Raw genomic sequence first — 26,680 nt, 5'->3', positions numbered from 1 at the left:
ATGAGCCAAACCATAAATACATCGGAAAGAAAAGACCAAATCAAAAGTGCCATCATCACATTTTTGATTAGCCTTTTGGTATTCTTAGCTTTGTATTTTTATTCGTTTACTAGAGAACTTCCAAAGGAGGAAGTCGTAAGCACGATGCTCATCAATTTTGGAGACCAAAACGAGGGTAACCTGCCTGAAGAACCCCAAAACCAAGAGGGCAGTCTATCCGCCACCGAAGCACCTACACCAATACAAGAAATACAACCTACACCTGTAGAACCTCAGCCCAAAAAAGAAGTGGTAAAGGAGAAAATTATCACAGGGCAAAATACCAAAACAAGTGCTGAAAAGGTGGAAAAAGTAACCTCTAAACCTACAAAAGAAAGCACAGCAAACACCCAAAAGAAAGAAACCACGACACCTAAAAAAAGCAGTACCACTACACAAAATAAAACCGTGACCAACCAAGGTGATGGCAGAGGTAACGAGGCTATTGGCAACCTCATCAGAGGGCGAGGTGCCAACAAAGGAGCTCAAGGAAACTCCCAAAACACTTCCGGCAATTCAGGAGACCCACTAGGTGGCGATAGCAATGGCGATAGTAAAATCGGCATAGACCGAAAGTTAATCGGATTTATACCTGGAACTATGGGGCGTGGTGGTTCACAGCCGACCCACCAATGTTCTGCCTCAGGCACCATTAGCATCTCTTATGTGGTAGATAAAGCGGGCAATGTAATTTCGGCTAGACGAAGTGGCGGTATTACAGACCCTTGTGCCGTAAACACAACCATAGAGTGGGTAAAGAAATATGTGAAAGCCGAGAGAGCTAACACTTCTTCCACGGGCACTTACAAAATCACTTTCTAAAGCCAAATCAACAAAGGGATTTTTAGGATATAAGGAAATTCAAGATGAATAAACCCAATATAGTTATTATAGGAGGCGGAGCTTCGGGATTTTTTTCGGCAGCTAATATAGACACCTCAAAATATGATGTCTGCATACTAGAACAAAATGCAGAAGTTTTACAGAAAGTAAAAATATCAGGAGGCGGACGCTGTAATGTTACTCACGCTTGTTTTGATGCTAGAGATTTAGTTCAATTTTATCCACGAGGTCATAAGGAACTTAGAAGTGTTTTTAGTAAATTTCAACCTGGTGATACTATGGCTTGGTTTTCAGAACGAGGTATTTCGTTGAAGATTGAAGACGATAATAGAATCTTCCCAGAATCTAACCGCTCCCAAACTATTATCGACTGCTTATTTTCTTCTACCAAAGAGAAAAATATTGAAATCCATACCAAAACTACAGTAAAATCTATCTCTAAGCAAGACCATCAATATCTCATTATTACTAATGGTGAATCTTTCTTAGCAGATATTGTGATTTTCTGTACAGGTAGCTCTCCTAAAGCATTAAGGCTAATGGAAAGCTTAGGACATACTATTGTAAAGCCCGTCCCTTCTTTATTTACCTTTAACATCAAAGATGACTTACTAGAAGGGCTTTCAGGTACTAGCTTCCCATCAGCAGAAGTGAGAATACCAGAACTAAAATCCGAAGAAGCAGGAGCTTTACTTATTACCCATTGGGGACTTAGTGGACCTGCCATTTTAAAACTATCCGCTTGGGAGGCTAGAAGGCTAAATGACTTAAACTATAATTTTAGTATTGAAGTTAATTTCGTTGGAATTTCACCTAATGATGCTGAGACTCTTATCCAAGAATTTAAACAAAACCACCCAAAGAAAACATTAAGCCAAGGAAAACCTTTTGAGGTTACCAACCGTTTTTGGCAAAGTGTTTTAGAAGTTTCTTGTATCAACTCCGAAAAACAATGGGCTCACCTCTCCGCAAAAGAAACACAAACTATCATAGCAAACCTCTGTAAAAAGAAGCTTTCCGTGACAGGCAAATCTACATTTAAAGAAGAGTTTGTAACCGCTGGAGGCGTCTATCTAAAAGAAATTGATTTTAAAAATATGAAATCTAAAATACTTCCTAACTTCTACATTGCAGGAGAAGTTTTAGACATAGATGCCGTTACTGGAGGATTCAACTTTCAGGCTTGTTGGAGCGAAGCATGGCTCATCGCACAAGACCTTAATTCGATATAAAACTAAAAGAACCGAGAAAATACACATCTCGGTTCTTTTATTATCATTCTGTTCAATAGTTTTATCCTGTATAAGTATGTACACTATTCTGTGCGGTTGGCAGGTAATTAACTCCAAACCAACATACCAACAATAACAAAAATGCCACTATGATGATATAAAACGGCATTATGCCTTCTTCATTTTTAAACTTAAATCTGTAGTGAATATACACCAAATATCCTAACCAACTTATAAATGCCCAAGTTTCTTTAGGATCCCAAGTCCAATAATGTCCCCACGCTTCCTTTGCCCATAATGCTCCAAACAGAAGTCCTAATGTTAAAAAGCTATAACCTACATTTACCAACTGGTTCATCAGTTGCACCGTCTCTCCTACTTGCTCTTTTTTGTAATAACGGTAAAGCCCAAAAACAGCCACTAATGTCGCCATACCAAACATCGCATAAGCATATATATACACCACCACATGCGGAATAAACCAAACGCTATGTAAGGCAGGCATCAAAGTTTTATTGATGGTATCAGGGTTAAAATAGGTAATCAGAGTAAAAACTCCCGCCATTACGATAGCATAGTGCAAAATCCATTTTTGTTTGTATAAAAAATACAATACCCAACCTATTACCGAGATAAAAAAGGCATACCAAATTCTAGTTTCTGCTAAGGTACGCAAAGGTGGTCTCTCTAGGGTTATCCATAAATTGGAGATAAAATATCCTAAAACAATAATCCCCACCAAGTGAAGTCCTAATGCTAAATTAACCAAAGGTTTCTTTTTGAATAATAACAAAACCCCTAAGGTTACCCACAATATCAATAAAGAAAATACAATATAACTAAATACACTCCACATAACTACTTACGATTTTGAAATAAAAAACTAATAGTACCCAACATAAGTATAAAAATACCTATATACACCAACGGTAACCATGGGTCTAGCACCAATTCTAACACACTAATATCTGACCATCGCCCTAAGTTTTCGTTATAGCTCACTTGATAGATTTTCCAACCATTAACTTCCAGCGACTGATTAACCAATATTTTGCCTTCCTCTACTTTTGAACTTTCTTTTTGGTAAATTAAAACATCGGACTGGTATTTTTTAGCCTCTGGTGGCGACATTACCAAGGTTCTATTTTCACTTAGCTTGATAGCTTTAGGTGGAAACATAAAGTTTCCGCAAGAAATCCACTCTTCTTTTTGCTCTTGTGTTTTTTTATTTTTTACAATAACCTTAGCCGCATTAGTTGCTCCCCACATTGGATTTTTAGCGTAAGTATTCTCTCTAACAATAACTGCATTCTGTACATATTCTACCAGTTTCACTTCCCAATCTTCAAAAGTATGTTTTGCCCCTACTTTTTCTAACACAAAACCGTCTGGTTTAGACTTTGGTAGGGTTTCACCTTTTTCATCTATGAGAAATAGCTTGTTAGGATAAATCTCCATTTCAAACTTCTTGAGCTCAAGTGCTAGCGGCAACTCTACCACATGCCCATTCTCATCTACCGCTCTCCACTCGGGACGACCATCTTGCAAAGTCATTTTAAGTTTCGTAAGGTCGCCTTGACCTAAAACTCCAGCAAATAAAGCTAACCATAACCCAAAATGATTGAGTAAAAAAGTGATGTTTTTGGCTTGAAAAACCAAAGCCCTCTTGAGAATACTCAACCACAAATTGACCAATAGAATAAAGAAAATTAGGGCAAAATACCATGTAGTCGTAATCTGGTTAACCCCTAGCTTGTTAAGTGTATTATAATAAGTAGATTCTGGAGCTACATTAAATACGCCCAAACCTATACTCAAAAAGCCTAAAACAATAGTAGTTACAATAGCAAATGGTGAGCTATCTAATAAACTAATAATTTTCTTCTGCTTGAAAAAATAAAAAATAAGCGTCCATACCAATACAAAGCCTACACCAGCTCCTATATTATATGGAAACGAAACATACTGTTTAGGAATATTTCCTAAAAAATACTGAAGAAGAACTCCCAACGCTAACAACCCTAAATTGATAATTAAGGCATCTCTAAACTGAGTTCTACTAGTTAATGTATTTTCAAATTTCATATCAATTCTATCTATTTAACAAACATAAAAACTCCCACAACTTCAACTAGAAATGTGGGAGCTTAATATTATTAGTCTTATTTATCTTTTACCAGAACTCCCTTAGCTTTTGCTTTCTTCAACCATTCTGGAACTACGGTTTTCATAAACTGTGCTTTAGCAGCTGATTCTTTAGGTATATCTAAACCAATGAATTTTTGTGCTTTAGCTTTAGTACTTACATCTGGCATTACAAACTTACCACTAATATTTTTCTTGTTAGAAATATCATTCATCTTCGCTTCAGCTTGTACCGCTAGATAAAGACCATCACCCAAAATACGCTGAGATTCTAGTGGAGCGTGGAACGCCGCTCCGTGTGATGCAGTGATGAAGTCCCATCTCCATTGTGACTTTCTAATAAGGTCTAAAACTGGTTTCATCTCTTGTTCTGTAGCATTATTATCCCAAAGGAACTTAGCCATTAAGTGAACTTTTGCTAACTGCTTTTCTAATCTATTTCTAAGTTGGTATACCATATCTTGTCTTTCATACACATTCTGAGCAAGAGTAGTTTCTGACTCTCTATGACAAACCTGACAAGTATTATTGATATTAGCTAATGGACTAGAAATATGGTGGTCTGTATATTTAACCCCTCCTTCTGACTTATATGGCATATGGCAGTCCGCACAAGATACTCCTCTCTGGGCATGGATACCTAAATTATAAACTTCAAAATCTGGGTGCTGAGCTTTTAAAATAGGAGCTTTACTCAACTTATGTACAAAGTCCACATGTTTTGCATTATCATAATATTCCTCCATATTTTCTAGAGACATACCTTTATCCCAAGGGAAAGTAAGATATTTATTATCTCCTTTAAAGTAATACTCCACATGGCACTGTGCACAGACTAAAGAACGCATCTCTTGGTGTGTTGCCTTCTTAATATCTTTACCCATTCTTTGATAAGCCTCTACCAATGCAGGGCGAGTAATGGTTAAATTCATAGTCTTAGGGTCGTGACAGTCTGCACAACCGATAGGGTTTACCACATCGCTTCCAAGTTGAGACCACTTGGCTTTATAGAAGTTTTCTACTCCCATTTGGTTCATCATTCTTGGCACATCAGGGCTTTTACAAGTCCAACAAGTACCTGGTTGCACATCTGGATGATTGGCATCAGGAGCACCTGTTCTTAGAGTACCCACTACATCTTTCACTGAATAGAAATGCCCTCTAGGTGCTTTATAATCTTTTGCAAAAGCATATCCCGCCCAAAGGATTACCATTTCTGGTCTTTCTTCTAGCAAGTCATCAGCATTACTACTCATATGTTTAGATCTAAAAGTAGTGTCTGCCGTTTTTGCCCAAGATTCATACTCACGAGGATAAGAATCTCCCCAAATTTCATTTCTAGATTCAAAATCTTTAATATTATTATTAGCTTTAGAAAGATGCATAGACTCTGCCTTTCTCTGCATAATAGAATTAGCAAGCATCCCCAAACCAAAAATAACCACTCCTAAAATTCCTACAATTAACCAACTCTTGCGTTTCATAACTTTATGTATTATTATTTTTCTACTTGTTTGCTTTTTCTTTTGTCATTTTATTAAGCCACTCAGGCACTGGAGTTTCCGCCAAAGGCACTCTAGCATGAGGTGCAGAATTAAGCCCTCTTACATTACCATGTGGCACATCTCTATGGCACTCCCAACATAGTTTACCTTCGTCCTTATGAGCCATACTTGCTGTTACAGAGGCTGTACCCACCACACTATTCAAATCATTATGACAACGGATACAATTCTCCTGAACTACTGTTTCCCCTGGTTTTCTGATTTTAATCACCTGAGGCTCCATTCTTAGAGAATACATACTGGCATGTCTCATACCATCCATTGCTTTAAAATAGTACTTTCTGAAAACATTGTCGTGAGGCACATGACAATCATTACAATTAGTTACCCTACCATGAGAAGAGTGAAACCATGTAGAGTACTCCGGAGCCATAATATGGCAGTTTACACAGGCTTTAGGATCATCTGAAAGGTAAGAGTACGCTTTAGAAATGTAAAACACATACATAAATAACCCAAGTGCTACTCCTAACAGTACAGGAAATAACCATCTTTCCTTCCGTCTATTTGTTTTAGACTTACCTTCATAGTTTTCTCTCTTCATCATAGGGATCTATTTTTAAATTACTAGACAAAGGTAAATAGTATTAAATATTTCTTCCTAATAAAACCACCTAATAATTATCATATTTTTAAAAATTAACCTTGATTAAATGATAAATATTAACTGATAAATATCATTATGACAAATATCACAACAAAATACACTTATTAGAAACTGATTTGATACTAATTTTGTCTAGCATTTGAATTATTAACTTAATAATAAATATTATGAAAACTTATTATTTACCTTTATTGAGTATTTTTCTATTATCTCATTCTCAAATATTAGCTCAGGATTCTTCAAACAAAGACAATACTTTCGACATGTCCTTGCAAATTCGTCCAAGAACCGAGTACAGAAACGGAGCCTACACTCCATTAAACCAAGGCGAGCAGAATGCTTTTCTCACACACAACAGAACAAGACTGAGCATGAATTACTCTAACAAAGACTTATTAAAGGTAAAATTCTCAGTACAAAACATCAATATTTGGGGGCAAGCTAACCAAGTACAGACCGTTGATCCTACCGGAGGAATGTCTATCTACGAAGCATATGCAGACTTAAAGTTATCTGAAAATCTAAGAACTAGAGTAGGACGCCAAATGATAGCTCTAGATGATGATAGAATTTTCGGAAGCCTCGACTGGCACCCTGCAGGAAGAAGCCACGACGCTTTAGCCGTAGAATGGAATAAAAACAATACCAGCGTTATTACTTATGCCGCTTTTAACCAGAATTATAAAAACAACAATCTTAATGTAAATAATCCAATAGGTCAATTTTTCACCCCTACAGATGCGCAGCCATACCAGCACCTTCAGTTGATTCATTTTAAACATCAACTATCTAAAACTTCTTATTTTTCAATATTGTTAAATAACCTAGGCTACCGAAACGATTTATTACCTGATGCCAAAACACATAACTTACAAACTTTGGGTATGAATTATTTTGGTAAGAAAAACGCTTGGAACGGACATTTCTCATCTTATTATCAAATGGGAAAAAACGCTCAGGGTACTAAAAAATCTGCCTATTTACTTTCTGGTTCATTAGGTTATCAAGTTGCAAAACCTCTCAACATCAGCATTGGAGCAGATTATCTCTCTGGCGATGATACCAACAAAACCGATAACATTTCTAACTCATTCGACCCACTTTACGGGACTCACCATAAATTCTATGGTTTCATGGATTATTTTTATGTAGGGAACGCTCATAAAAATGTAGGATTGTTAGACACCCATGTTAAGCTATCTGCAAAGGTTAGCCCGTCACTAAATCTAGGATTAAATACCCATTTATTCTATTCTGGCGCTAACATTTACAATAATGATAAAAAGCTATCCTCTTACCTTGGTAATGAATGGGATTTCACTTTTGGATATAATGTGATGCCTAATGTAAGTATTGTAGGTGGTTATTCTTTCTTCCTAAACACAGAATCATTGAGATATCTTAAAAATAAAAGCACAGCTAATCCTTATCAAGATTGGTTCTGGGTGAGTTTAAATGTAAATCCTCAGATTTTAAAAACTAAATTTTAAGTCAAAATAAAACTTAATACAATCCACAAAAAGGGAGCCCTAATATTAGGGCTCCTTTTTTTTACTTAACATGATTTTACATCTTATTTCTTAATAAATTTAGAAAAATGTTTATACTAAAATACTATTCTGAACCCGTTGTGCATTATGAAATGAAAAAAACAAGAGTTGTTTATTAGACTGAAAATAAGTATATTGTTTTTGCTATAAAACGATATAAATGAACAACTTAGAGCAAATATATGAAAGAATTTTGGAAGTTTTAGGACTTTTTTCAGAAAATCAACTGATTAGTTATCAGAGAAGAACACCTAAAATGAGCGATTTAGAAGTCATAAGTCTTAATATTACTGCTGAATACTTGAGTATTGATAGCGAATTACAGTTATTTAGAAAATTGCCAAACTCTCTGATAAACAAAATTGAAAGAAGTGTTTACAATAAGCGAAAACGAAGACTATCCCTACAAACAGAGCAAATTAGACAGCGTATTTCGATGGAGTTCAATGAGTTTGAAGATATTTTTATCGTTGATAGCATGCCAATGAAAGTTTGTGAAAACGCTCGTTCTACTCGTTCAAAAATTTGTAAAGAGCAATCCTATTCTTCACCAACATATGGTTATTGTGCTTCACAGAAATTATATTTCTATGGCTATAAACTACACGCAGTATGTTCTTTAAATGGTGTGATTAAGAATTTTGATATAAGCCCTGCATCCGTTCACGACATCCACTATTTAAAAGATAGTGGTGAGCAAATGCGAAACTGTACTTTAATTGGAGATAGAGGCTATTTATCAGCAAAAGTTCAAATAGATTTATTTAACTATGCTAATATTAAATTAGATACACCAATGAGAAGTAATCAGAAAGATTATATTCCTCAATTTTCATTGTACAAGAAAAAGCGAAAACGAATTGAGACATTTTTCTCTCAACTTTGCGACCAATTTATGATTAAAGAAACTATGCTAAAACTTTTGAAGGCTTTAAAACAAGGATAATCAGTAAAATAACCGCCGCAACGGTTATTCAATATATCAATAAATTTATCTTCCAAAGAAAATTAAATCATCTAAAAATCAGTATTATTTAAAATGCACAACGAGTTATTCTGAACATACTATCTAATTAATGTCATATTTTATCTTTAAAAATAAGTTTCACACAAAATATTTATCATCATTTTTCTCTATTTTTGCTACATAAATGAGCTCACTAAAAACACTTAACCCTTATTTTTGGAAACACAAGAAACTTCTTTCTTGGGGGATTTTTTTCATTATAGCAAGTAACTTTTTTGCCATCTACCAAATTCAGTTTATAGGCAAAACTGTGGATATTATTCAAGAGGTCATATCTCAAAAAGACACTACCCAAGAGGTTCTTTTTCGCACACTTTTAATTAACGGAAATATCATCATAGGAGCCTCTGTACTGTCTGGCATATTTAGATTTATGATGAGACAAACCATTATTGTGGCGTCTAGAAAAATAGAATATGAGCTAAAAAATAATATCTACCAACAGTATGAAAAATTATCTTTAACTCAATACAAATCTACCACTATAGGAGATTTGCTTAATCGACTAAGTGAAGATGTCGTTGCAGTAAGAATGTATCTAGGTCCTGGGATTATGTATGTCATCAACTTGGTGATACTACTCATTATCACAAGTGTATATATGTTCCAAACTAATCTACAAATGACTCTTTGGACTCTTCTTCCCTTACCTATACTTTCATTCACTATTTATAAAGTAAGTTCTATTATCAATAAAAAGTCTAAAATCATGCAGAAAAGCCAATCTGCTATTTCTACATTTGTACAGGACAGCTTTTCTGGTATTAGAGTCATAAAGTTTTTCAATAAGGAAAAGTACATTCAACAGAATCACAATACTAAGGTAAAACATTATCAAGAAAAAGCTCTAGATCTTGCCAAAACAGAAGCCTATTTTTTCACGATAATATTACTAGTCATTGGTTTACTCAATATTATTATACTATACATTGGAGGACAAAAATACATAAAAGGAGAAATGAGCATAGGTGCCATTGCAGATTTCTTTATGTATATCAATATCCTTATATGGCCTTTTTCTCTAGTAGGCTGGGTAACCTCAGTAAACCAAAGAGCTGCCGCCTCTATGCAAAGACTTAATGAGTTCCTTGACAAAAAATCTGAGATTACTAATAAAAATAAAAATCATTATAGTATAAAAGGAGATATAGAATTTCGTAATGTGAGTTACACATACCCTAATACGGGTATTAAAGCACTAAATAATATTAGCTTTAAAATAAAAGCAGGAGAATCTCTTGCCATTATGGGGAAAACAGGCACAGGAAAATCCACCATAGCTCTTCTTCTTTGCCGATTGATAGACCCAGACGAAGGAGATATTTTCATAGATGGTATCAATTTAAAAGAACACAATCTAGAGGTTTACAGAAATGCTTTAGGCTACATTCCACAAGAAAGTTACTTGTTTTCTGACACCATCGAGAATAATATAGGCTTTGCCATAGACAATCCCAGCATAGAAACCGTTGAAGAATACGCTAAAAAAGCCGATATTCATAAAAATATCATTGAATTTAAAGACCAATATCAAACTATGGTAGGAGAAAGAGGTGTAATGCTATCTGGAGGGCAAAAACAAAGAATTTGCATCGCTAGAGCCCTTATAAAGAAGCCTACCATACTTATATTTGATGATAGCCTTTCTGCACTAGACACAGAAACTGAAGAAAACATTCTAAAAAATCTAGAAAACCTAGAAACGGAGTGTACCAGAATCATTATCACCCATCGTACATCTAGTGCTAAAAATGCACATCACACATTACATCTTTCCCCGAGCAACTAATTTTCAATATCTTATGTTACTTTTTGACACTCTCAAAAAAGAGAAAAAACTTTATAAAAGTAGATACAAAAACACATAAAATACTGATTAACAAAAAGTAAAACATAAAATTAAAGTTTTTAAATAATCCTTTGATGATTAGCAGATTTATTTTATATTTGTTACCTAAGATTTCTAAAAAATAGATGAAATGAGTGATTACAAGGAAAAACGAAATGAAAATGAAATTTTCACTAGAGTGTTAAAAGCAGGAAGAAGAACCTATTTCTTTGATGTTCGTGAGACGAAAGCAGGAGACTATTATCTTACCATTACCGAAAGTAAGAAACACTTCCAAGACGGAGGCGAGGCCACATTCGAAAAGCATAAGATTTACCTTTATAAAGAGGATTTCAAAAACTTTTCTGAAATGTTTGATGAAGCGTCAGAGTTTATTATTAGTGAAAAAGGAGAGGATGTAATCTCTGAAAAACACGATAAAGATTTCAAAGGAAGAAATTACACCTTAGACAACCACGAAGAGATTTAAAAATATAAACTTCATAAAAACAAAAAAACATCTACTTATGTAGATGTTTTTTGTTAGGGTGACTGACCGGGATCGAACCGGCGACCTTCAGGACCACAATCTGACGCTCTAACCAACTGAGCTACAATCACCATTTTGTGGGTGCAAATATAGAAATATTTTATCTATTTACAAAATTATTGAATCAAAATTTTTAAAAGCTATCAGTTTTTCAGAAGTAAATCCTTCCGCGTAAGACACTCCAGACAACCTCCCTAAATCCTGAGCTCTATAAGTAAGACTTTCTAGAAAATCTTTAGTAGAGATTGGAGTCATTGGTTCTTCCGAATTAGGATTATAAAATTGCGTTTCGTATGCTAAACAAGCCTCAATCTTTTTATCCATAAAATCAGATATATCTACCACAAAATCAGGCTTTATAGACTTCCATTGTATATAGTTAAAGATATGCTTAGGTCTCCACACTGGCTGAGTTTCACCAGCATCCACCGTTTCAATTTTAATAAGACCTGATAAAAAACAAGCATCTGAAACCAATTTAGCCGCTTTTGCATGATCTGGATGACGGTCATCTATTGCATTTGCAAAAATAATTTCAGGCTGATATTTCCTCACCATCTTTACAATACGCATTTGATACTCCTCTGTATTACTAAGAAAACCATCTTTCATACCCAAATTTTCTCGTGCCACAACTCCTAAAATATTTGACGCTCTTTTAGCTTCTTTTGCTCTAGTTTCATTTGTCCCTCTCGTACCTAATTCTCCTTCTGTTAAATCTACTATCGCTACTTTTTTACCTTGAGAAATAAACTTGGCTAAAGTTCCACCGCACCCTAGCTCAACATCATCAGGATGTGCTCCAATGGCTAAAATATCTACTTTCATATTACAAATATAAGGTTTTTTATTCTAAAAAAATAAGAGCTTCTTAATAAATTAAGAAACTCTTATTTATAATCAATTAAATATTAAAAAACACTAATTATTGGCTAAGTAATTTCAATAAATTTTGAGCATCTTTATACTCAGGATTTAGCTGAACAGATTTCAATGCGTATTCTTTAGCCTTCTCTTTATTTTTATCTTTTTCTAAATAAGCTACTGCGAAATAAGCATAAGAAAGGGTTTCTTTACCTTGCATTTGTTCCTCTGCAGGTTTCTTATTCATATTATCTATATAAGTCTGATAAGAAACTTTAGCTAACTCATTATTACCCGCTTGTTGATACGCATACCCTTGGCTATAATAAGCTGGAGCCCAGTCAGGAATTAAATCTATCATGTTCTGCCAAGTATAAGCTGCCCCATTCCAGTTTTTAGCCTCTTGATAAGCCATCGCTAACTTATAAATATTGTCTGTATTTTTAGGGTCTGCAGCAACGGTTTTCTTCAATGCTTCTATTTCTGGATTAGTAGGACCTGCTTCTGCTGCTTTTTTAAGATCAACTCCTCCTGCCATAATTTTAGCCAACTCTGCATCCCATTGCATAGTTTCATCTTTTGCTGCCTTCGCGATTGCTATTTTTTCGCTAGACATTTTCATAAGATTAGCCTTTGTTGACTCATCCTGTGCTTTTTGGGATTGCCCTGCGTAGATTAACCCTAATAAACCTTGGTCTGCAGGCAGTACTCTAGACACATCTGCCTTAGAAATAAATGTATCTAGATTTTGTTTAGCCTCATCATACTTTTGCTCTCCATATAAAAGATAAGCATTGAGCTTGTACTTAATAACATCTTCAACTTTATTAAAAACCTTATCTAAAACTTCTCTAGATTCTGTATAGTTTCCATTTGCAAAATAAAGCTTGGATACCTCTAACATCGTTACAGGGTCTTCATCAGCATATTTAAGATAATTCAACAAATTACTTGCCGCCGCATCATGCTTTTGATATCTGATGTTATAATTAGCAAGAGCCTTATATGCTGGAGCATAGGTAGGGTCTACCGCTATAGCTTTGTTAAGGTTATCCGTTGCTAATTGCCACTGATTAGCAGCCATCCACAAAGTCGCCATTCTAGTAAATACAGATGCTTTATTTCTAGCTACTACCGCTGCTTTATCATAAGCAGACATCGCTTTACCAGCATCTTTTTTAAGACGATAAGCATCGCCTAAAGAATAATAATAATTAGCAGGCACATTACCTTTCTTTTCTGCTTTTTCTATAGCCTGGCTAATAAATTCTACAGCTAAATCTGGAGCATTATTATTCTCAAACATTGTAAGAGCCTCACCTGCTCTAAATAATACCTCAGGATCTTTTCCTTTAGAATCATTTACAATTTCCTGTATTTCGTTAATTGCAGATTTATTTCCCTTTCCTAACTTAATAGAAGCCAAGCCTATTCTATCTAAATATGCTTTTTTATCTAAAGCCAAACCTTTATCAAAGTATTCTTTAGCTTTATCAAAATTAGGTTCGTATTGAGTTAAGTAAATGTTTCCTAAATAAAAATAATTTTCCGCAGAAGGAGATTTCTGAAGTAACTGATTGAACACCTCTTTAGCTTTTGCATATTTATGAGCATCCATATTCTGGAGACCTTCTTCTACTGTTTGTGCACCTGCAAAACCGAACATAAAAGCGGCTGCAGCACCTAATACCATTTTCTTTGTCATTTTTATATTTTTCATTTTTAAGGTTATTTATAATTTGGCTTACTTTATTATAAACAACTATCAAGCCATTTTTAAAGTAAAGAGTTGCTAATATAAGAATTTTATCTCATTTGAACTTCTCTTTTATAGATATTGTAAGGCTGTAACCCCTGCTTAGAAACCACTATTTGACCTATTTGAGTACAAGAAAATCTTATAAATCCGTTTCCCACTCCAAAAAAACCTTCATTTGTCAAGAAGTAAAGAATCCTTGAGAACGGATACTCCATATTCCTTATATTTGAAAGTTCAGGCTTATATATTTTACCTTTATCATCCATTACTGGTAGTACTTTCACTTTCTCTCTTAACGCTATAGCTTCTGGAGAAAACTCTCTGCTTATCGTATTAAGACTTATAACCCCTATTTTATTATTAAATTTATCTATACTGTTTACAATATTTTCATTCCCTTTAATAATAGAATACTTTAAAGCCGAAGGTTTAACCTGAAATTTCTGTGCTATAAAATTAAGATTACTTGCATTAGCTCCATCAAATATGAGGTTCTTATCATCAGAGTTAAGCATTTCTTTAATTTCAGAAACTTTGATATGCTCTCTACTTGAATTTTTAGGAACAACAAATACTACCGCATCTCCCGCAAATTTAGCTGGATTATATTCCAAATCCACCTTTTCTTTATAAACTTCTTTTTCTTTTTTTGTAAGCTCTCTAGACATCACTATCACTCTAGCATTACCGTCCAGCAAGTCTATAAAAGCCGAATCTTCTTTTTTATAAACAACATCTAGCTTAGCCTCTGGATAGAACGCCATATATCTTTCTGCCAAAGCCTCCGTTACATTTTTAAACGAAGGGTCTGCCACCACCTGAATTTCTCCTTTTTGAGGGTTTTCTGCCTCTTTACCCTTCTTACAAGAGAATAAAGAAATAAGAAGAAATAAGAAGTAAACTACTCTCTTTTTATACATCTTTTTTACTTTCTTTTATGTTATGGATTGCTCTAATGACTCTAAAGACACCATAAATTATCATCAAAATACCTAACGGATAGGCAACATAATCATCTAACTGAATTACAAAAAATTTATACACTAGTACCACAACACCTAAAGTAAGGTACATAACACCTGCCAAAATAGATAAATAATTAAACATAGCAACAAATATAACAAAAAAGAGAAGCCTTAAAGCTTCTCTTATAATAATTTTAACAGAATTTTAATACTCAAAATTCATTGCCACTGGCATTCTAAATCTTGAACGAACTGGCTCCCCATTTACTTTACCAGGGGTCCATTTCTTTCTAATAGATTTTACAGCTCTTTCTGCCTCTCTGTTAAATGTAGAATTAGAACCTGTAACTTTTACCTGAGAAAGCGAACCATCTCTCTCTACCACGAAAGTAACCTCAGCTTTTAAAGTACCTTCATCACCTTCCATTACCGAAGTATCAAAAGATTCTTGGAAAGCACTTCTAAATCCGTTAAGACCTCCGCCTGAGAACTCCGCTTCTTGGTCTACCGTTGTATATACTTCAGTAGTACTCACTTGAGGCTTTACCTCTACCGTTGTTCCTTTTCCTGTAGAAGGTGGTGGCGGTGGTGGTGAATAAGACGGTTTTTTAACACCCTCTTGATTTACTAAACCTGTAGTAGTTTCTAACTGTTTAGATATTGGTGGCGGTGGAGTTTCCACTTTAGGAGCTTTTACCGGCTCAGGAACCACATTCTGAATAATTTCAACCTTTTCCTCTTCTACCTTCGGTGGAGGTGGTGGAGGTGGTTCCTCCTCTTTAGGTTGTTCTATAATCTGTTCTTCTTCTGGAAGAATTTCTATAAGATTAGCCTCTACTTCTTGTTTAGGCGGAGCCGTTAACTGTTTAATTTTCATAACAATAAACGGAGTAGCCGCAGCTAAACAGAACAAAGTAGTACCTATAATCATAGACCTTGTAAGAATACTCTTATAGCTCTGTCTTAAATCATAAGCACCATAGGCCTTATTTCTGTTTTCAAATACAATCTCATCCAAACTTGGATTGTACCCTAAATTTTCATTTGACATATAAAATATGAATTTTAAGGGTTAATATTATTTTGCAGTTCCTACTTTCTTCTCATAAACAGCTTTTTCCCAGTCTTTAATATCGGTTACCCCATATTGCTCACTTTTGGTGACAGCCATTTCGTCAAGAACATCTACAAAATTCTTGTACACTGCATCATCCGTTGGCTTGATAATAACTGTAAATTTAGTTACATCTTTAGCCCTCTTCTTAGCATCTTCTATTACTTTTGTAATCCCATCTTTATCATAGGTTGTCTCCTGAAGTGTACCTTCATTAAGACCATCTTTATCCGTTTGATGATAAAAAATCTTATTATCCTTACCTATAATCAAAGACATAGAGTTGCTCAAATCAATCTCCGTAGGAGGTGGTTTAGGAGCATCTTTCTTAGGTTTCGCAGGAAGACCTAAATCCATCACATTTGGTTTACTAAAAGTAGTGGTAAACATAAAGAATGTAATGAGTAGAAAACCTAAGTCTACCATCGGAGTCATATCCACTCTAGTGGACTGCTTCTTGGAACGGACTTTGCCGCCCTTTTCGCCCTTATCCTGTACTTGTACTTCTGCCATTTCTATTCTATTTACCTCCCTCTTGGGTAGTGATTAACCAAAACTTGTAAAACTCAATATCTCTCAGTCCTTCAAATAAATCTTTTACTTTTGGATAGTTTGTATTACCATCTCCTTTGATGGCTAACTTATAGTCAGGGTTTATTTTTAAACTCTGCTCTACCCAATCAATAACTTGTTTATTTGTACTGTCCATAGGTATTCCCGTAGGACTCTTAAACGCTTTCTGCTCATCTTCTGATAAGTTTAAGTAACTTTTCAACTGTGTCATAGGCACACCTATTGCTTGCACTTTTGTGAACGCTACTTTTTCCTTATCGGTAAAAGAAAGTCCGTACTTCTGCCCCATGTTGTCTAGAAGCTGAATTCTTTCAGTTCCGTTTTCCACAGGTTGGAAGTAAAATTTTCCATCTGGTGTTACATTTACCGTCATTAGACTGGCATCTGGTAACAACTTTTCAGATATAGAAGATGGCGGTTTTATCTGCTCTACATCAGGCTTTTTAAACTGTGTAGTCAAGATAAAGAAGGTAAGTAGTAGGAACGCAACATCACACATCGCTGTCATATCCGTTACTACACCATGTCTTTTTGGTTTGACTCTCGCCATATTATTAACTCTTTTTTATTTATTAAACTTCTTTTTTATTAGAGCTTCGCTAAAATTATTGTTTAGCAGAAGCTCTAAATTTCTTTTTTCAGAATCTAACTTATTAGTTGAACTCAGCAAAAGACTGCTGAATAGACATACCAATCTCGTCTATCTTATAAGTTAATCCGTCTATCTTAGATGTAAAGAAGTTGTAAAGGATAATTGCAATAGCTGATGTACCGATACCTAAAGCCGTGTTAATCAAGGCTTCTGAGATACCAATAGATAAAGCCGCAGCATCTGGAGTACCACCACCAGAACCTAAAGCGAAGAACGCCTTAATCATACCTATTACCGTACCTAAAAGTGCTACTAATGTTGCTACTGTACCTAATGTAGAAAGAATCATCATATTTTTCTCTAACATAGGCATCTCTAATGTTGTAGCTTCTTCTAAAGCTTTAGTTAATGCAACCATTTTCTTCTCTTTATCCATAGAGCTATCGTTAGCCAATGCCTTATATGTAACTAGTCCTTCTTTCACTACATTACCTACAGAACCTTGTTGAGCATCACACTTCTCAATAGCTTCATCAATTTTATTCTGATTAAGAAGACCTCTTATTTCAAGTACAAATTTGTCAAGATTTCCTTTTCCTTGAGCCTTTTTAATAACGAAGAAACGCTCAAAAGAGAAAACGATTACTGTAATCATAAATAAAATTAGGATATGTACCACTGGACCTCCCATGTAGATAATCCCCATGAAAGACTCTGGATGCAACTCCTTAGATGGTATATCTGCAAAAGCTACAGACGCTTGTCCTGCAATCCTTGCATCTTCTTTAAAGTTACCTGGGTTACCTAATATAAAGATGTAAATACTTAACGCAATTACATACAAAATAGGTAGTACTACAGCTGGGTTAAGCCCACTCTTCTGTCTAGCAATTACTTGCTCCTCTGTGTTTGAAACATTCATTTCCATATTAAACTAAAATTATAATTGTTATTTTTTTCAGGCTGTAAAGTAAAGTTAAAATATTGAAAAATCCAAATATTATCTTTAAACATGGTGTTTTTTTGACATTCTAGACCTTCTGCTTTCTTAAATTAGATTTACTTTTTTTCCTGATTTTTATCATTATTTCATTTATACACCCACTTTTGATTAACTCATAAGAAAAAACAGACCTTATTTTTTTCGATTTAGCAAGTGTTAAATTTTTATTAAAAAACTTATTTTTACTCTATTTAGAATACAATATTGATGATTTTTTTAGGTACTACAATGATTTTTTTGATACTATTACCGTCTAAATACTGTAATACTTTATCATTTTCTATTGCTATTTTCTCAATTTCCTCCTTAGATAAATCTGCAGAAAGAGGTAATTTAAATCTCATTTTACCATTAAAGCTCACTGGATACTCTATTTCGTCTTCTTTTAGATACTCTTCATTAAGAGCAGGAAACTCTACAAACTCAATAGATTCATTATATCCTAATAATTGCCACAACTCTTCACAAATATGAGGAGCATAAGGAGATACAATCACTGCCAGTGGCTCCAAAATCTGTCTTTTATTAGTTTTCAACTTTTGCAATTCGTTGACTGCTATCATAAACGAAGACACAGAAGTATTAAATGAGAAGTTATCTATATCAAATTTTACTTTCTTTATTAAAGTATGTAGCACTTTGTACTCCTCTTTAGTTGGTTCTTCGTCTGATATATTGACCTCATCGCCATCAAAGTAAAGATTGTAAAACTTCTTTAGAAAGCCATAAACTCCTGAAAGCCCTTGTGTATTCCAAGGTTTACTTTGTTCTAAAGGACCAAGGAACATTTCGTAAAGTCTTAAGCAATCTGCACCGTATTCTTCGCAGATGTCGTCTGGATTTACTACATTATATTTAGACTTGGACATTTTTTCTACCTCTCGCTCTGTGATGTATTTACCCTCTTCCAAGATAAACTCTGCGTCTTTGAATTCTGGTCGCCATTGTTTGAAGGCTTCAGTATCTAATTCATCGCTAGTTCCTTTTAATAAAGAAACATCTACATGAATTTTTGGGGTTTGATAATCTTTCGCCAAGTTTTTAGAAACAAATTGATTCGTCCCATCTACTCGAAAGACAAAGGCACTCATTCCCAAAATCATTCCTTGGTTGATTAGCTTTTGGAATGGTTCTTCGTGACTGATAAAACCTCTATCTTTTAAGAACATATTCCAAAAACGTGCATATAATAAATGCCCTGTAGCATGTTCGCTTCCACCTATATATAAATCTACCTGCCCCCAATAGTCCGATTTTTCTTTAACACAAAAAACTTCATCATTAGTAGAATCCATATATCTTAAGAAATACCACGAGCTACCTGCCCAACCCGGCATCGTAGATAGCTCCATTGGAAATACCGTTTTATTATCAATTAAATCTACAGAGGTTACTTTCTGATTAACCTCGTCCCAAGCGAAAGTTTTTGCATTTCCTAACGGTGGGTCTCCATCTTCGGTAGGTAAATATTTCTCTACCTCTGGCAACTCAAGTGGTAAAGCAGACAACGGTAAAGTATATGGCATATCCTCTTTATAATAGATAGGCACTGGCTCTCCCCAATATCTTTGTCTAGAGAAGATAGCATCTCTCTGTCTATAATTTGTAGTACCTTTACCTATGCCTAGCTTTTCTATTTCTTGTATAATTTTTTGTTTTGCATCTTTGTAATTTAATCCATCTAAAAACTCAGAATTAACACAAGTGCTTTCTTTAGAATCAAAAGACTCTTCTTGAACATCTACATCTGTGGCTACAACTTTCTTAATTGGTAAACCAAAATGCTTTGCAAACCTGTGGTCTCTATCATCGTGTGCAGGCACTGCCATTACCGCACCCGTACCGTAACCCATAAGCACATAGTCTGATATATATATAGGTATAAGTTCTTTGGTAAACGGATGAATTACATAGCCCCCCGTAAAAGCTCCAGATACAGACTTTACATCTGCCATCCTATCTCTTTCCGTCTTTTTAGAGGTTTCTTCTATATACTGATTTATAGCATTTTTTTGTTCTTCTGTTGTTAGCTTTTCCACCAAATGATGTTCTGGCGCTAACACCATAAAGCTCACTCCAAAAATAGTATCTGGACGAGTAGTAAAGACTTCTACACTCTCTCCTTCTAAACCATCTATAGAAAACTGAACTAATGCCCCTTGAGATTTCCCAATCCAATACTCTTGAGAATCTTTAAGAGGCTGTGGCCAATCTAAGGTATTCAATCCTTGTAATAATCTTTCAGAGTATGCCGTAATCCTCATACTCCACTGCATCATTTTTTTCTGAAAGACAGGATACCCCCCTCTTTCGGATTTACCGTCTTTTACTTCATCATTAGCTAAAACCGTTCCCAATGCAGGACACCAATTAACCGTAGTTTCTGCACGGTAGGCTAATCTATAATTTAAAAGTATATCTTGTTTATCTTGCTCCGATGCTGAATTCCACTCTTCTGATGTAAATGATAATTCATCGGTTTGCACCGCATTAAGCCCTTCGGTACCCTTAGTTTCAAATTGAGCTATAAGAGTATCAATAGACTCTGCTCTATCCCTATCTTTATTATACCACGAATGAAACAACTGAATGAAAATCCATTGAGTCCATTTATAATAAGAAGTGTCTGATGTTCTCAACTCTCTACTCCAATCAAATGAAAACCCAATTTTTCTCAATTGCTCTTCATACCTAGTGATATTATTTTCCGTAGTTACCGCAGGGTGCTGCCCTGTCTGTATAGCGTATTGTTCCGCTGGAAGTCCAAAAGAGTCATAACCTATGGGATGAAGTACATTATAACCCTGATGCCTCTTATATCTTGCATAAATATCCGATGCTATATACCCCAGTGGATGCCCCACGTGAAGACCCGCCCCAGAAGGATAAGGGAACATATCTAGCACATAAAATTTCGGCTTATTTTTTTCAACACCTGACTTCGGCTCTTGGCTTTTAAAAACTTGGTTATCTTCCCAATATTTTTGCCATTTCTTTTCTATTTCTTGATGATTATAAAACATTCTTCTAGAAGAATTAAAGGTTACAAATTAGTTAAACAAACCACAAATTTAATAGTTTGAAATAGAAATAACGATTTTTCAATTAATATTTTTAATTGTATCATTAACAAATAATTTGAATTTACTCCAAAAAAGGCAATTTAAAACTCCCTTATCTTTACTTATCTTTGCAAAAATTAAAAAGTAGGTTATGCCCGAAGTCTCTATTATAACGCCTTGTTACAATGCTTCTAAGTTTTTAAAAGAAACTATAAACTCTGTGCTCAATCAAACCTTTACAAATTGGGAGTGGATTATTTCTGACGATAACTCCAAGGATAATTCAGTAGAGATTATAAAACAGATTAACGACCCAAGAATAAAACTGATAGAATCTAAACAAAACGGTGGAGCAGGAAAGGCTAGAAACCTAGCACTAGAACTAGCAACAGGCAGATATATTACCTTCCTAGATGCTGACGATTTATGGGAAACTAATTTTCTTGAAGAAATGGTATCCTTTATGAAAAGAGAAAATGCAGAACTTGCTTACTCTAACTATGCTAGATGTGATGAAAATATGACGCCCACCATAGAAGACTTTAAGGCTGACAAAATAGTAACATTCAATAACCTACTAAAAACCTGCAGACTTTCTCTACTATCCTCTATGTACGATAGCCAAAGAGTGGGCAAAGAATTCTTCCCCGAAGGCTCTAAAAGAGAAGACCATGTTATGTGGCTTAACCTGTTAAAGAAAATTCCGCAAGGAAAGCCACTCCCTAAAACAATGGCAAAATATCGTATGCATAGCAACAGTGTTTCTAGGAAAAAGAGCAATATTATCAAAGACCAATATCTAGTTTATAAAGACTTTATGAATTTTTCTACTTTAAAATCACTCTACTATACGGCACATTGGGCTTTTAATGGCTTTTTAAAATACTCTAAATGATTTAACTAAAACAATCAAAACGGAAATTTTGTCATAAAAATTTAACATTATAAAAAATATAATTCCGTTATTTTCATTAAAAACACATAATTATAGTTAAAAATTAGTTAAATACAGGCGAAAAGATTACAAATTAAGAACGGTTTAGAGTATTTTTGCATAGTATTTGTTTAGTACACTTTAAATTTATAAAAATAAATAAAATGAAAAATAATCTAAAAAAACTCATACCTCTAGCTGCCGTAGGTGTAGTTTCTGCAGCAACTACTTTTGGAACTATTGAATATTTTAAAAATGATAACATTGCTGACTCTTCGTATTTCCATACTGCTAAAAATGACAGTCAGTTTGCAGGACTTAATGCTGCCGCTTTAGGAGATGATTTCGTAAAAGCAGCCAAAACTACAGTACCTGCCGTGGTAACCATAAAAAATTATCAAAACAATACCAGAACTTCTAGAAGCTCTGAGCAAGACCTACTTGACTTTTTCTTTGGCGACCCATTCAACAGAAGTCAAAACCAAAGACAAAGACAACAACAGCAAGCACCACAAGATATGCCTACTGGTCTAGGTTCTGGGGTGATTATCTCTCCCGACGGATACATCATTTCTAACAATCACGTGGTAGCGGGAGCTAGTAAACTAGAAGTAACCCTAAGCAACAAAAAAACTTATGTGGCTAAACTTATAGGAAGTGACCCTTCTACCGACATTGCACTATTAAAAATAGAAGATAGCGGACTACCTTATCTTAACTTCGCCAACTCAGATTTGTTAGAAGTAGGACAATGGGTGGTAGCCGTAGGAAATCCTCTAGGACTTAATTCTACCGTAACTGCTGGTATCGTTTCTGCAAAGGGAAGAAGCATTGACCTTCTAAGACAACAGTCCAAAACCCCAATTGAAAGTTTCATACAAACAGATGCTGTAATCAACAGAGGTAATAGCGGTGGAGCTTTAGTAAATCTTAGCGGAGACTTAGTGGGTATTAATTCTGCTATTTCCTCATCATCTGGATATTATGAAGGATATGGTTTCGCTGTTCCGTCTAACTTAGCAAGAAAAGTTGTAGAAGACATTAAGAAGTTCGGAATAGTACAAAGAGGTTTCCTAGGAATTGGTTCATTAGATTTATCTGACGAGACACAAGTAAAAATGTACAACCAACAGACTAAAAGCAACTTAAAATCAGGAAACGGAATCTACGTTACAGAAATCTCCAATAATAGTGGAGCGGAGGACGCTGGTCTCAAAAAAGGAGACATAATCATTCAAATAGACGATAGTAAAATTACTGATTTTGCAGACCTTTCTCTAGCGATTGGTAGTAAGAGACCTGGAGATACCGTAATTGTAACTTACCTAAGAGACGGAAGAACTAAAACTGTAAGAGCCACATTAAAAGACCAAAGTGGAAATACAAAAACTAGAACTAAAGCCGACCTTACTGTCGTTGAAAAGCTAGGAGCTAAATTCCAACCTTTAAGTGATGAAAACAAAGTCTATTACGGTCTTAGAAGCGGTGTAGTAGTTACAGATGTAGACGAAAACAGTCTTCTTGCTAGCAAAACAGGTATTGATAACAACTATATCATTACAGAGGTTAATGGAAAACCTGTTAATTCTCAAAAAGATATAGAAAATATTTTAGAAAACTACAAGGGTATTGTCTCTATAAAATATTTAGATGTTTATGGACGTTTAACTAGTAGAGGATTTAATATGCCTTAGATAGAAAAACCATTTAACTAATCCTTATTCTCCCTCTTTTCCTAATAGAAAGGAGGGATTTTTAATATTTATACCACAACGATAGAACTTAATAGCCTATTATAAAAATTTCTATCTTTGCAAAAATTTTTTTGATTCAATGACTAAAAGCGGAAAAATAGAACTAATGTGTCCTGCAGGAGATTTCACTTCTCTTCAGGCAGCTTTAGATAATGGTGCAGATTCTATCTATTTCGGTGTAGAACAGCTTAATATGAGAGCTAGAGCTTCTATGAATTTTACCATAGACGACTTACCTGAAATTAGCAGAAGATGCCAAGAGAAAGGTGTAAGAACATACCTCACCCTCAACACTATTATTTATGATCATGATTTATCAATCATAAAAACCCTTTTAGACAAGGCAAAAGAAGCCAACCTTACCGCTGTTATTGCTATGGATCAGGCAGTGATAGCTTACGCAAGACAAATTGGTATGGAGGTGCATATTTCTACTCAAATTAACATTACCAATATAGAAACTGTAAAATTCTATGCAATGTTTGCAGACACTATGGTAATGAGTAGAGAGCTTAGCATCAGCCAAGTAAAAAAGATTTGTACTCAAATAGAAAAAGAGCAAATTAAAGGTCCTTCTGGAAATTTAGTAGAAATAGAAATATTTGGACACGGAGCTTTATGTATGGCAGTTTCTGGGAAGTGTTATCTAAGCCTACATTCACATAATTCTTCTGCTAACCGTGGGGCTTGTAAACAAAATTGCCGAAAAAAATATACTGTAATAGACCAAGAAAGCGGTTTTGAAATAGAGCTTGACAACGAGTATATGATGTCTCCTAAAGACTTATGCACCATCAATTTCTTAGACCAAATTGTAGATGCAGGAGTTAAAGTTCTAAAAATAGAGGGCAGAGGGCGTGCTCCCGAATATGTAGCCACCGTAACCAAGTGCTATAGAGAAGCCATAGACAGTATAGAAGACGGCTCTTTTTCTCAAGAGAAAGTAGCAGAATGGATGAGACAGCTAGAAACCGTTTATAATAGAGGCTTTTGGAGTGGTTACTATTTAGGACAAGAGCTAGGAGAATGGTCTCCAAATCCAGGTTCTAATGCCACACAAAAGAAACTTTACATAGGTAAAGGCAGACATTATTATCCAAAGTCTAACATTGCTGAGTTTTTAATAGAAGCATACGATTTGAATGTGGGCGATAAAGTTTTAATCCAAGGACCTACCACAGGTTCTCAAGAATTAGAAATCACCGAAATGATGGTGGACGGAAAAGGCATTAGCGAAAAAGCTACTAAAAGTGAGGTCATCACATTCAAAACTGACTTCCGTGTAAGACCTAGTGACAAGCTATATAAAATTGTTAAAGCCTAATAATAAAGTGGTTGCCTAATGGTTATTGTTACACTACAACGAGATAAATGTATCGGGTGCAACTACTGTGCGGAGTTTGCTCCAGAATACTTTAGAATGTCAAAGAAAGATGGTAAGTCTGTTCTGTTAAAATCTACCGATAAAAAAGGATTTCACACAATAAAAGTGCCTCTACCAGAAGCTTTTGAACCTTGCGATAAGGCAGCTAAGGCGTGTCCTGTAAAAATAATTTCTGTAAAAGAAATCTAACTTATGACCAAAGCGGAACTTAGAAAAGTTTATCTAGAAAAAAGAAAACAACTTCCTGAAAATACTATAAATGAGCTATCAAAAAAAATAGCTCATTTATTCTTTTTACAATTCAACCCTACTGAAAACCAAAACATTCACTGTTTTATTCCTATAAAAAAATTTAAGGAAGTTAATACTTTACCTCTTATAGAGTCTTGTTTTTCAAAAAAAATAAATGTATTTGTTCCAAAAATTATAGATACTGAAATGATAGCTATTGAACTGAAAGAAAACACTCAGCTATCTGAAAACAAATGGGGGATATTAGAACCTTCTGAAAACACACCAGCTAATATAACTCACTTTGATTACATCGTCACACCTCTACTCTATTGTGATGATAAAGGCAACCGAGTAGGCTATGGAAAAGGCTTCTATGACGAACTTTTCAGGACTATGCCTTCCACTACAAAAAAAATAGGAGTAAACTTTTTTTCACCTTTAGAAAATATAGACGATTTAAGAAACGAAGATATTTCGTTAGATTACCTTATTACACCTTCGGAGATACTATCTTTCTGAGGAGTGTAAAAATTGAGAAAATAAAACTTAAACTCTTTCTTAAACTTCTCAGGGAAAGGCTTTAGAATATATTGCACATTTCTTTCATAAATCCCTATTGAGGATTTTTTATTATCAAAATATTCTACCTTAACCACTGCCTGATTCAGCGTATCTTTTTCACTATTTCTTTTCTTAATTTCTAAATTTTGTACCTTAACTGTCTTAACTCTTAGACTTTCTAATTCTTTAAACAGAGGTTTTAGCTTAAGAGTGTCAGGAGTTGCAAAATATTTAAGTAGCTGCGTATGGATTGTAGAGTCTATATCCGTATTTCTATTACCAGACAAATAGAGAATAGACAAATCCATAACCTCCTGAACTTTTTGCTTAGTAATAGCATTTATAGCTTGCGCACTATCCATCTTAGCAACAGGATAAGAAGTAGCATTAGTTGTATTTCTCACTTTATCTAAATCACTGATTTCCTCCTTCTTTTCACAGGATAAAATCATCAATGCTATTAGAATGAATAATAAGTTTTTAAATATTTTCATA

23 protein-coding genes, 1 tRNA gene and 1 pseudogene are annotated in these 26,680 nt (G+C 34.7%); 11 read left to right on the top strand and 14 right to left on the bottom strand.

What is annotated here, in order from left to right; genetic code table 11:
• The gene (locus VIX88_RS09025) at window positions 1-861 is read left to right on the top strand and encodes a ferric siderophore ABC transporter substrate-binding protein (protein WP_154469280.1); all 861 of its coding nucleotides are present in this window, start codon (window positions 1-3) and stop codon (window positions 859-861) included.
• A 44-nt stretch (window positions 862-905) separates the two neighbouring features.
• Window positions 906-2,114: an NAD(P)/FAD-dependent oxidoreductase gene (locus tag VIX88_RS09020; RefSeq protein WP_214193771.1), complete on the top strand. Its 1,209-nt coding sequence runs from the start codon at window positions 906-908 to the stop codon at window positions 2,112-2,114.
• 61 nt (window positions 2,115-2,175) lie between these two features.
• On the opposite strand, the gene ccsA is transcribed toward VIX88_RS09020, so the two are convergent.
• From ccsA to nrfH, 4 genes are all read right to left on the bottom strand, one after another.
• Window positions 2,176-2,970, bottom strand: coding sequence for a cytochrome c biogenesis protein CcsA (ccsA, locus tag VIX88_RS09015; protein WP_214193769.1), 795 nt, complete (start codon window positions 2,968-2,970; stop codon window positions 2,176-2,178).
• Between the two features lie 2 nt (window positions 2,971-2,972).
• Window positions 2,973-4,199, bottom strand: coding sequence for a cytochrome c biogenesis protein ResB (locus VIX88_RS09010; protein ID WP_064971005.1), 1,227 nt, complete (start codon window positions 4,197-4,199; stop codon window positions 2,973-2,975).
• A 77-nt stretch (window positions 4,200-4,276) separates the two neighbouring features.
• The gene (gene nrfA / locus VIX88_RS09005) at window positions 4,277-5,743 is read right to left on the bottom strand and encodes an ammonia-forming cytochrome c nitrite reductase (RefSeq protein WP_064964559.1); all 1,467 of its coding nucleotides are present in this window, start codon (window positions 5,741-5,743) and stop codon (window positions 4,277-4,279) included.
• A gap of 22 nt (window positions 5,744-5,765) precedes the next feature.
• On the bottom strand, window positions 5,766-6,371 hold the full coding sequence (gene nrfH / locus VIX88_RS09000; protein WP_064971004.1) for a cytochrome c nitrite reductase small subunit: 606 nt from the start codon (window positions 6,369-6,371) through the stop codon (window positions 5,766-5,768).
• Between the two features lie 227 nt (window positions 6,372-6,598).
• Between nrfH and VIX88_RS08995 the strand changes: the two genes are divergently transcribed.
• The 4 genes and pseudogenes from VIX88_RS08995 to VIX88_RS08980 all read left to right on the top strand — a co-directional run bounded on the left by VIX88_RS08995 (window position 6,599) and on the right by VIX88_RS08980 (window position 11,326).
• Window positions 6,599-7,921 carry an alginate export family protein gene (locus VIX88_RS08995; RefSeq protein WP_064971003.1) on the top strand — a complete coding sequence of 441 codons (1,323 nt, stop codon included), beginning with the start codon at window positions 6,599-6,601 and terminating at the stop codon, window positions 7,919-7,921.
• Between the two features lie 220 nt (window positions 7,922-8,141).
• Window positions 8,142-9,019: pseudogene (locus tag VIX88_RS08990) on the top strand (IS982-like element ISRa1 family transposase).
• A 113-nt stretch (window positions 9,020-9,132) separates the two neighbouring features.
• On the top strand, window positions 9,133-10,797 hold the full coding sequence (locus tag VIX88_RS08985; RefSeq protein WP_064970511.1) for an ABC transporter ATP-binding protein: 1,665 nt from the start codon (window positions 9,133-9,135) through the stop codon (window positions 10,795-10,797).
• A gap of 190 nt (window positions 10,798-10,987) precedes the next feature.
• Window positions 10,988-11,326, top strand: coding sequence for a DUF3276 family protein (locus tag VIX88_RS08980; protein ID WP_064970510.1), 339 nt, complete (start codon window positions 10,988-10,990; stop codon window positions 11,324-11,326).
• A gap of 57 nt (window positions 11,327-11,383) precedes the next feature.
• Here the strand turns inward: VIX88_RS08980 and VIX88_RS08975 are convergent.
• The 9 genes from VIX88_RS08975 to leuS form a co-directional block, all read right to left on the bottom strand.
• Window positions 11,384-11,457: transfer RNA gene (locus VIX88_RS08975), tRNA-His, on the bottom strand.
• A 37-nt stretch (window positions 11,458-11,494) separates the two neighbouring features.
• Window positions 11,495-12,214 carry a bacillithiol biosynthesis deacetylase BshB1 gene (gene bshB1, locus VIX88_RS08970; RefSeq protein WP_064970509.1) on the bottom strand — a complete coding sequence of 240 codons (720 nt, stop codon included), beginning with the start codon at window positions 12,212-12,214 and terminating at the stop codon, window positions 11,495-11,497.
• A 97-nt stretch (window positions 12,215-12,311) separates the two neighbouring features.
• Complete coding sequence (locus VIX88_RS08965) at window positions 12,312-13,970, bottom strand: tetratricopeptide repeat protein (protein WP_064970508.1); 1,659 nt, start codon at window positions 13,968-13,970, stop codon at window positions 12,312-12,314.
• Window positions 13,971-14,056: 86 nt separating this feature from the next.
• Window positions 14,057-14,929: a PstS family phosphate ABC transporter substrate-binding protein gene (locus tag VIX88_RS08960; RefSeq protein ID WP_064970507.1), complete on the bottom strand. Its 873-nt coding sequence runs from the start codon at window positions 14,927-14,929 to the stop codon at window positions 14,057-14,059.
• 250 nt (window positions 14,930-15,179) lie between these two features.
• Window positions 15,180-16,025: an energy transducer TonB gene (locus VIX88_RS08955; protein ID WP_064970505.1), complete on the bottom strand. Its 846-nt coding sequence runs from the start codon at window positions 16,023-16,025 to the stop codon at window positions 15,180-15,182.
• A gap of 27 nt (window positions 16,026-16,052) precedes the next feature.
• A complete protein-coding gene (locus tag VIX88_RS08950) occupies window positions 16,053-16,601 on the bottom strand; it encodes an ExbD/TolR family protein (protein WP_064970504.1) in 549 nt (182 codons plus the stop codon).
• A 7-nt stretch (window positions 16,602-16,608) separates the two neighbouring features.
• On the bottom strand, window positions 16,609-17,211 hold the full coding sequence (locus tag VIX88_RS08945) for an ExbD/TolR family protein (protein WP_004917229.1): 603 nt from the start codon (window positions 17,209-17,211) through the stop codon (window positions 16,609-16,611).
• A gap of 103 nt (window positions 17,212-17,314) precedes the next feature.
• Window positions 17,315-18,181: a MotA/TolQ/ExbB proton channel family protein gene (locus VIX88_RS08940; RefSeq protein WP_064970503.1), complete on the bottom strand. Its 867-nt coding sequence runs from the start codon at window positions 18,179-18,181 to the stop codon at window positions 17,315-17,317.
• A gap of 266 nt (window positions 18,182-18,447) precedes the next feature.
• Window positions 18,448-21,279 carry a leucine--tRNA ligase gene (gene leuS, locus VIX88_RS08935; protein ID WP_064970502.1) on the bottom strand — a complete coding sequence of 944 codons (2,832 nt, stop codon included), beginning with the start codon at window positions 21,277-21,279 and terminating at the stop codon, window positions 18,448-18,450.
• 190 nt (window positions 21,280-21,469) lie between these two features.
• Here leuS and VIX88_RS08930 point away from each other — a divergent pair, with 190 nt between their 5' ends.
• The 5 genes from VIX88_RS08930 to VIX88_RS08910 all read left to right on the top strand — a co-directional run bounded on the left by VIX88_RS08930 (window position 21,470) and on the right by VIX88_RS08910 (window position 26,143).
• Window positions 21,470-22,213, top strand: coding sequence for a glycosyltransferase family 2 protein (locus tag VIX88_RS08930; protein WP_214193768.1), 744 nt, complete (start codon window positions 21,470-21,472; stop codon window positions 22,211-22,213).
• 203 nt (window positions 22,214-22,416) lie between these two features.
• Window positions 22,417-23,946 carry a Do family serine endopeptidase gene (locus VIX88_RS08925; protein WP_064970500.1) on the top strand — a complete coding sequence of 510 codons (1,530 nt, stop codon included), beginning with the start codon at window positions 22,417-22,419 and terminating at the stop codon, window positions 23,944-23,946.
• A 139-nt stretch (window positions 23,947-24,085) separates the two neighbouring features.
• Window positions 24,086-25,330: a peptidase U32 family protein gene (locus VIX88_RS08920; protein ID WP_310503722.1), complete on the top strand. Its 1,245-nt coding sequence runs from the start codon at window positions 24,086-24,088 to the stop codon at window positions 25,328-25,330.
• Window positions 25,331-25,348: 18 nt separating this feature from the next.
• Window positions 25,349-25,579 (top strand): ferredoxin, encoded by a 231-nt coding sequence (locus VIX88_RS08915; RefSeq protein WP_004917220.1) that lies wholly within the window; start codon window positions 25,349-25,351, stop codon window positions 25,577-25,579.
• A 3-nt stretch (window positions 25,580-25,582) separates the two neighbouring features.
• Window positions 25,583-26,143, top strand: coding sequence for a 5-formyltetrahydrofolate cyclo-ligase (locus VIX88_RS08910; RefSeq protein WP_064970498.1), 561 nt, complete (start codon window positions 25,583-25,585; stop codon window positions 26,141-26,143).
• On the opposite strand, the gene VIX88_RS08905 is transcribed toward VIX88_RS08910, so the two are convergent.
• Complete coding sequence (locus tag VIX88_RS08905; RefSeq protein WP_064970497.1) at window positions 26,107-26,679, bottom strand: hypothetical protein; 573 nt, start codon at window positions 26,677-26,679, stop codon at window positions 26,107-26,109. The two genes, VIX88_RS08910 and VIX88_RS08905, sit on opposite strands and share 37 nt — an antisense overlap.
• Between the last annotated feature and the right edge of the window lies 1 nt (window position 26,680).

Origin of the sequence: Riemerella anatipestifer (assembly GCF_035666175.1) — a bacterium.
Lineage (GTDB): Bacteria > Bacteroidota > Bacteroidia > Flavobacteriales > Weeksellaceae > Riemerella > Riemerella anatipestifer_D.
Note: the sequence above shows the minus strand (reverse complement) of the source record. Positions and strands in the feature narration are given on the sequence as shown.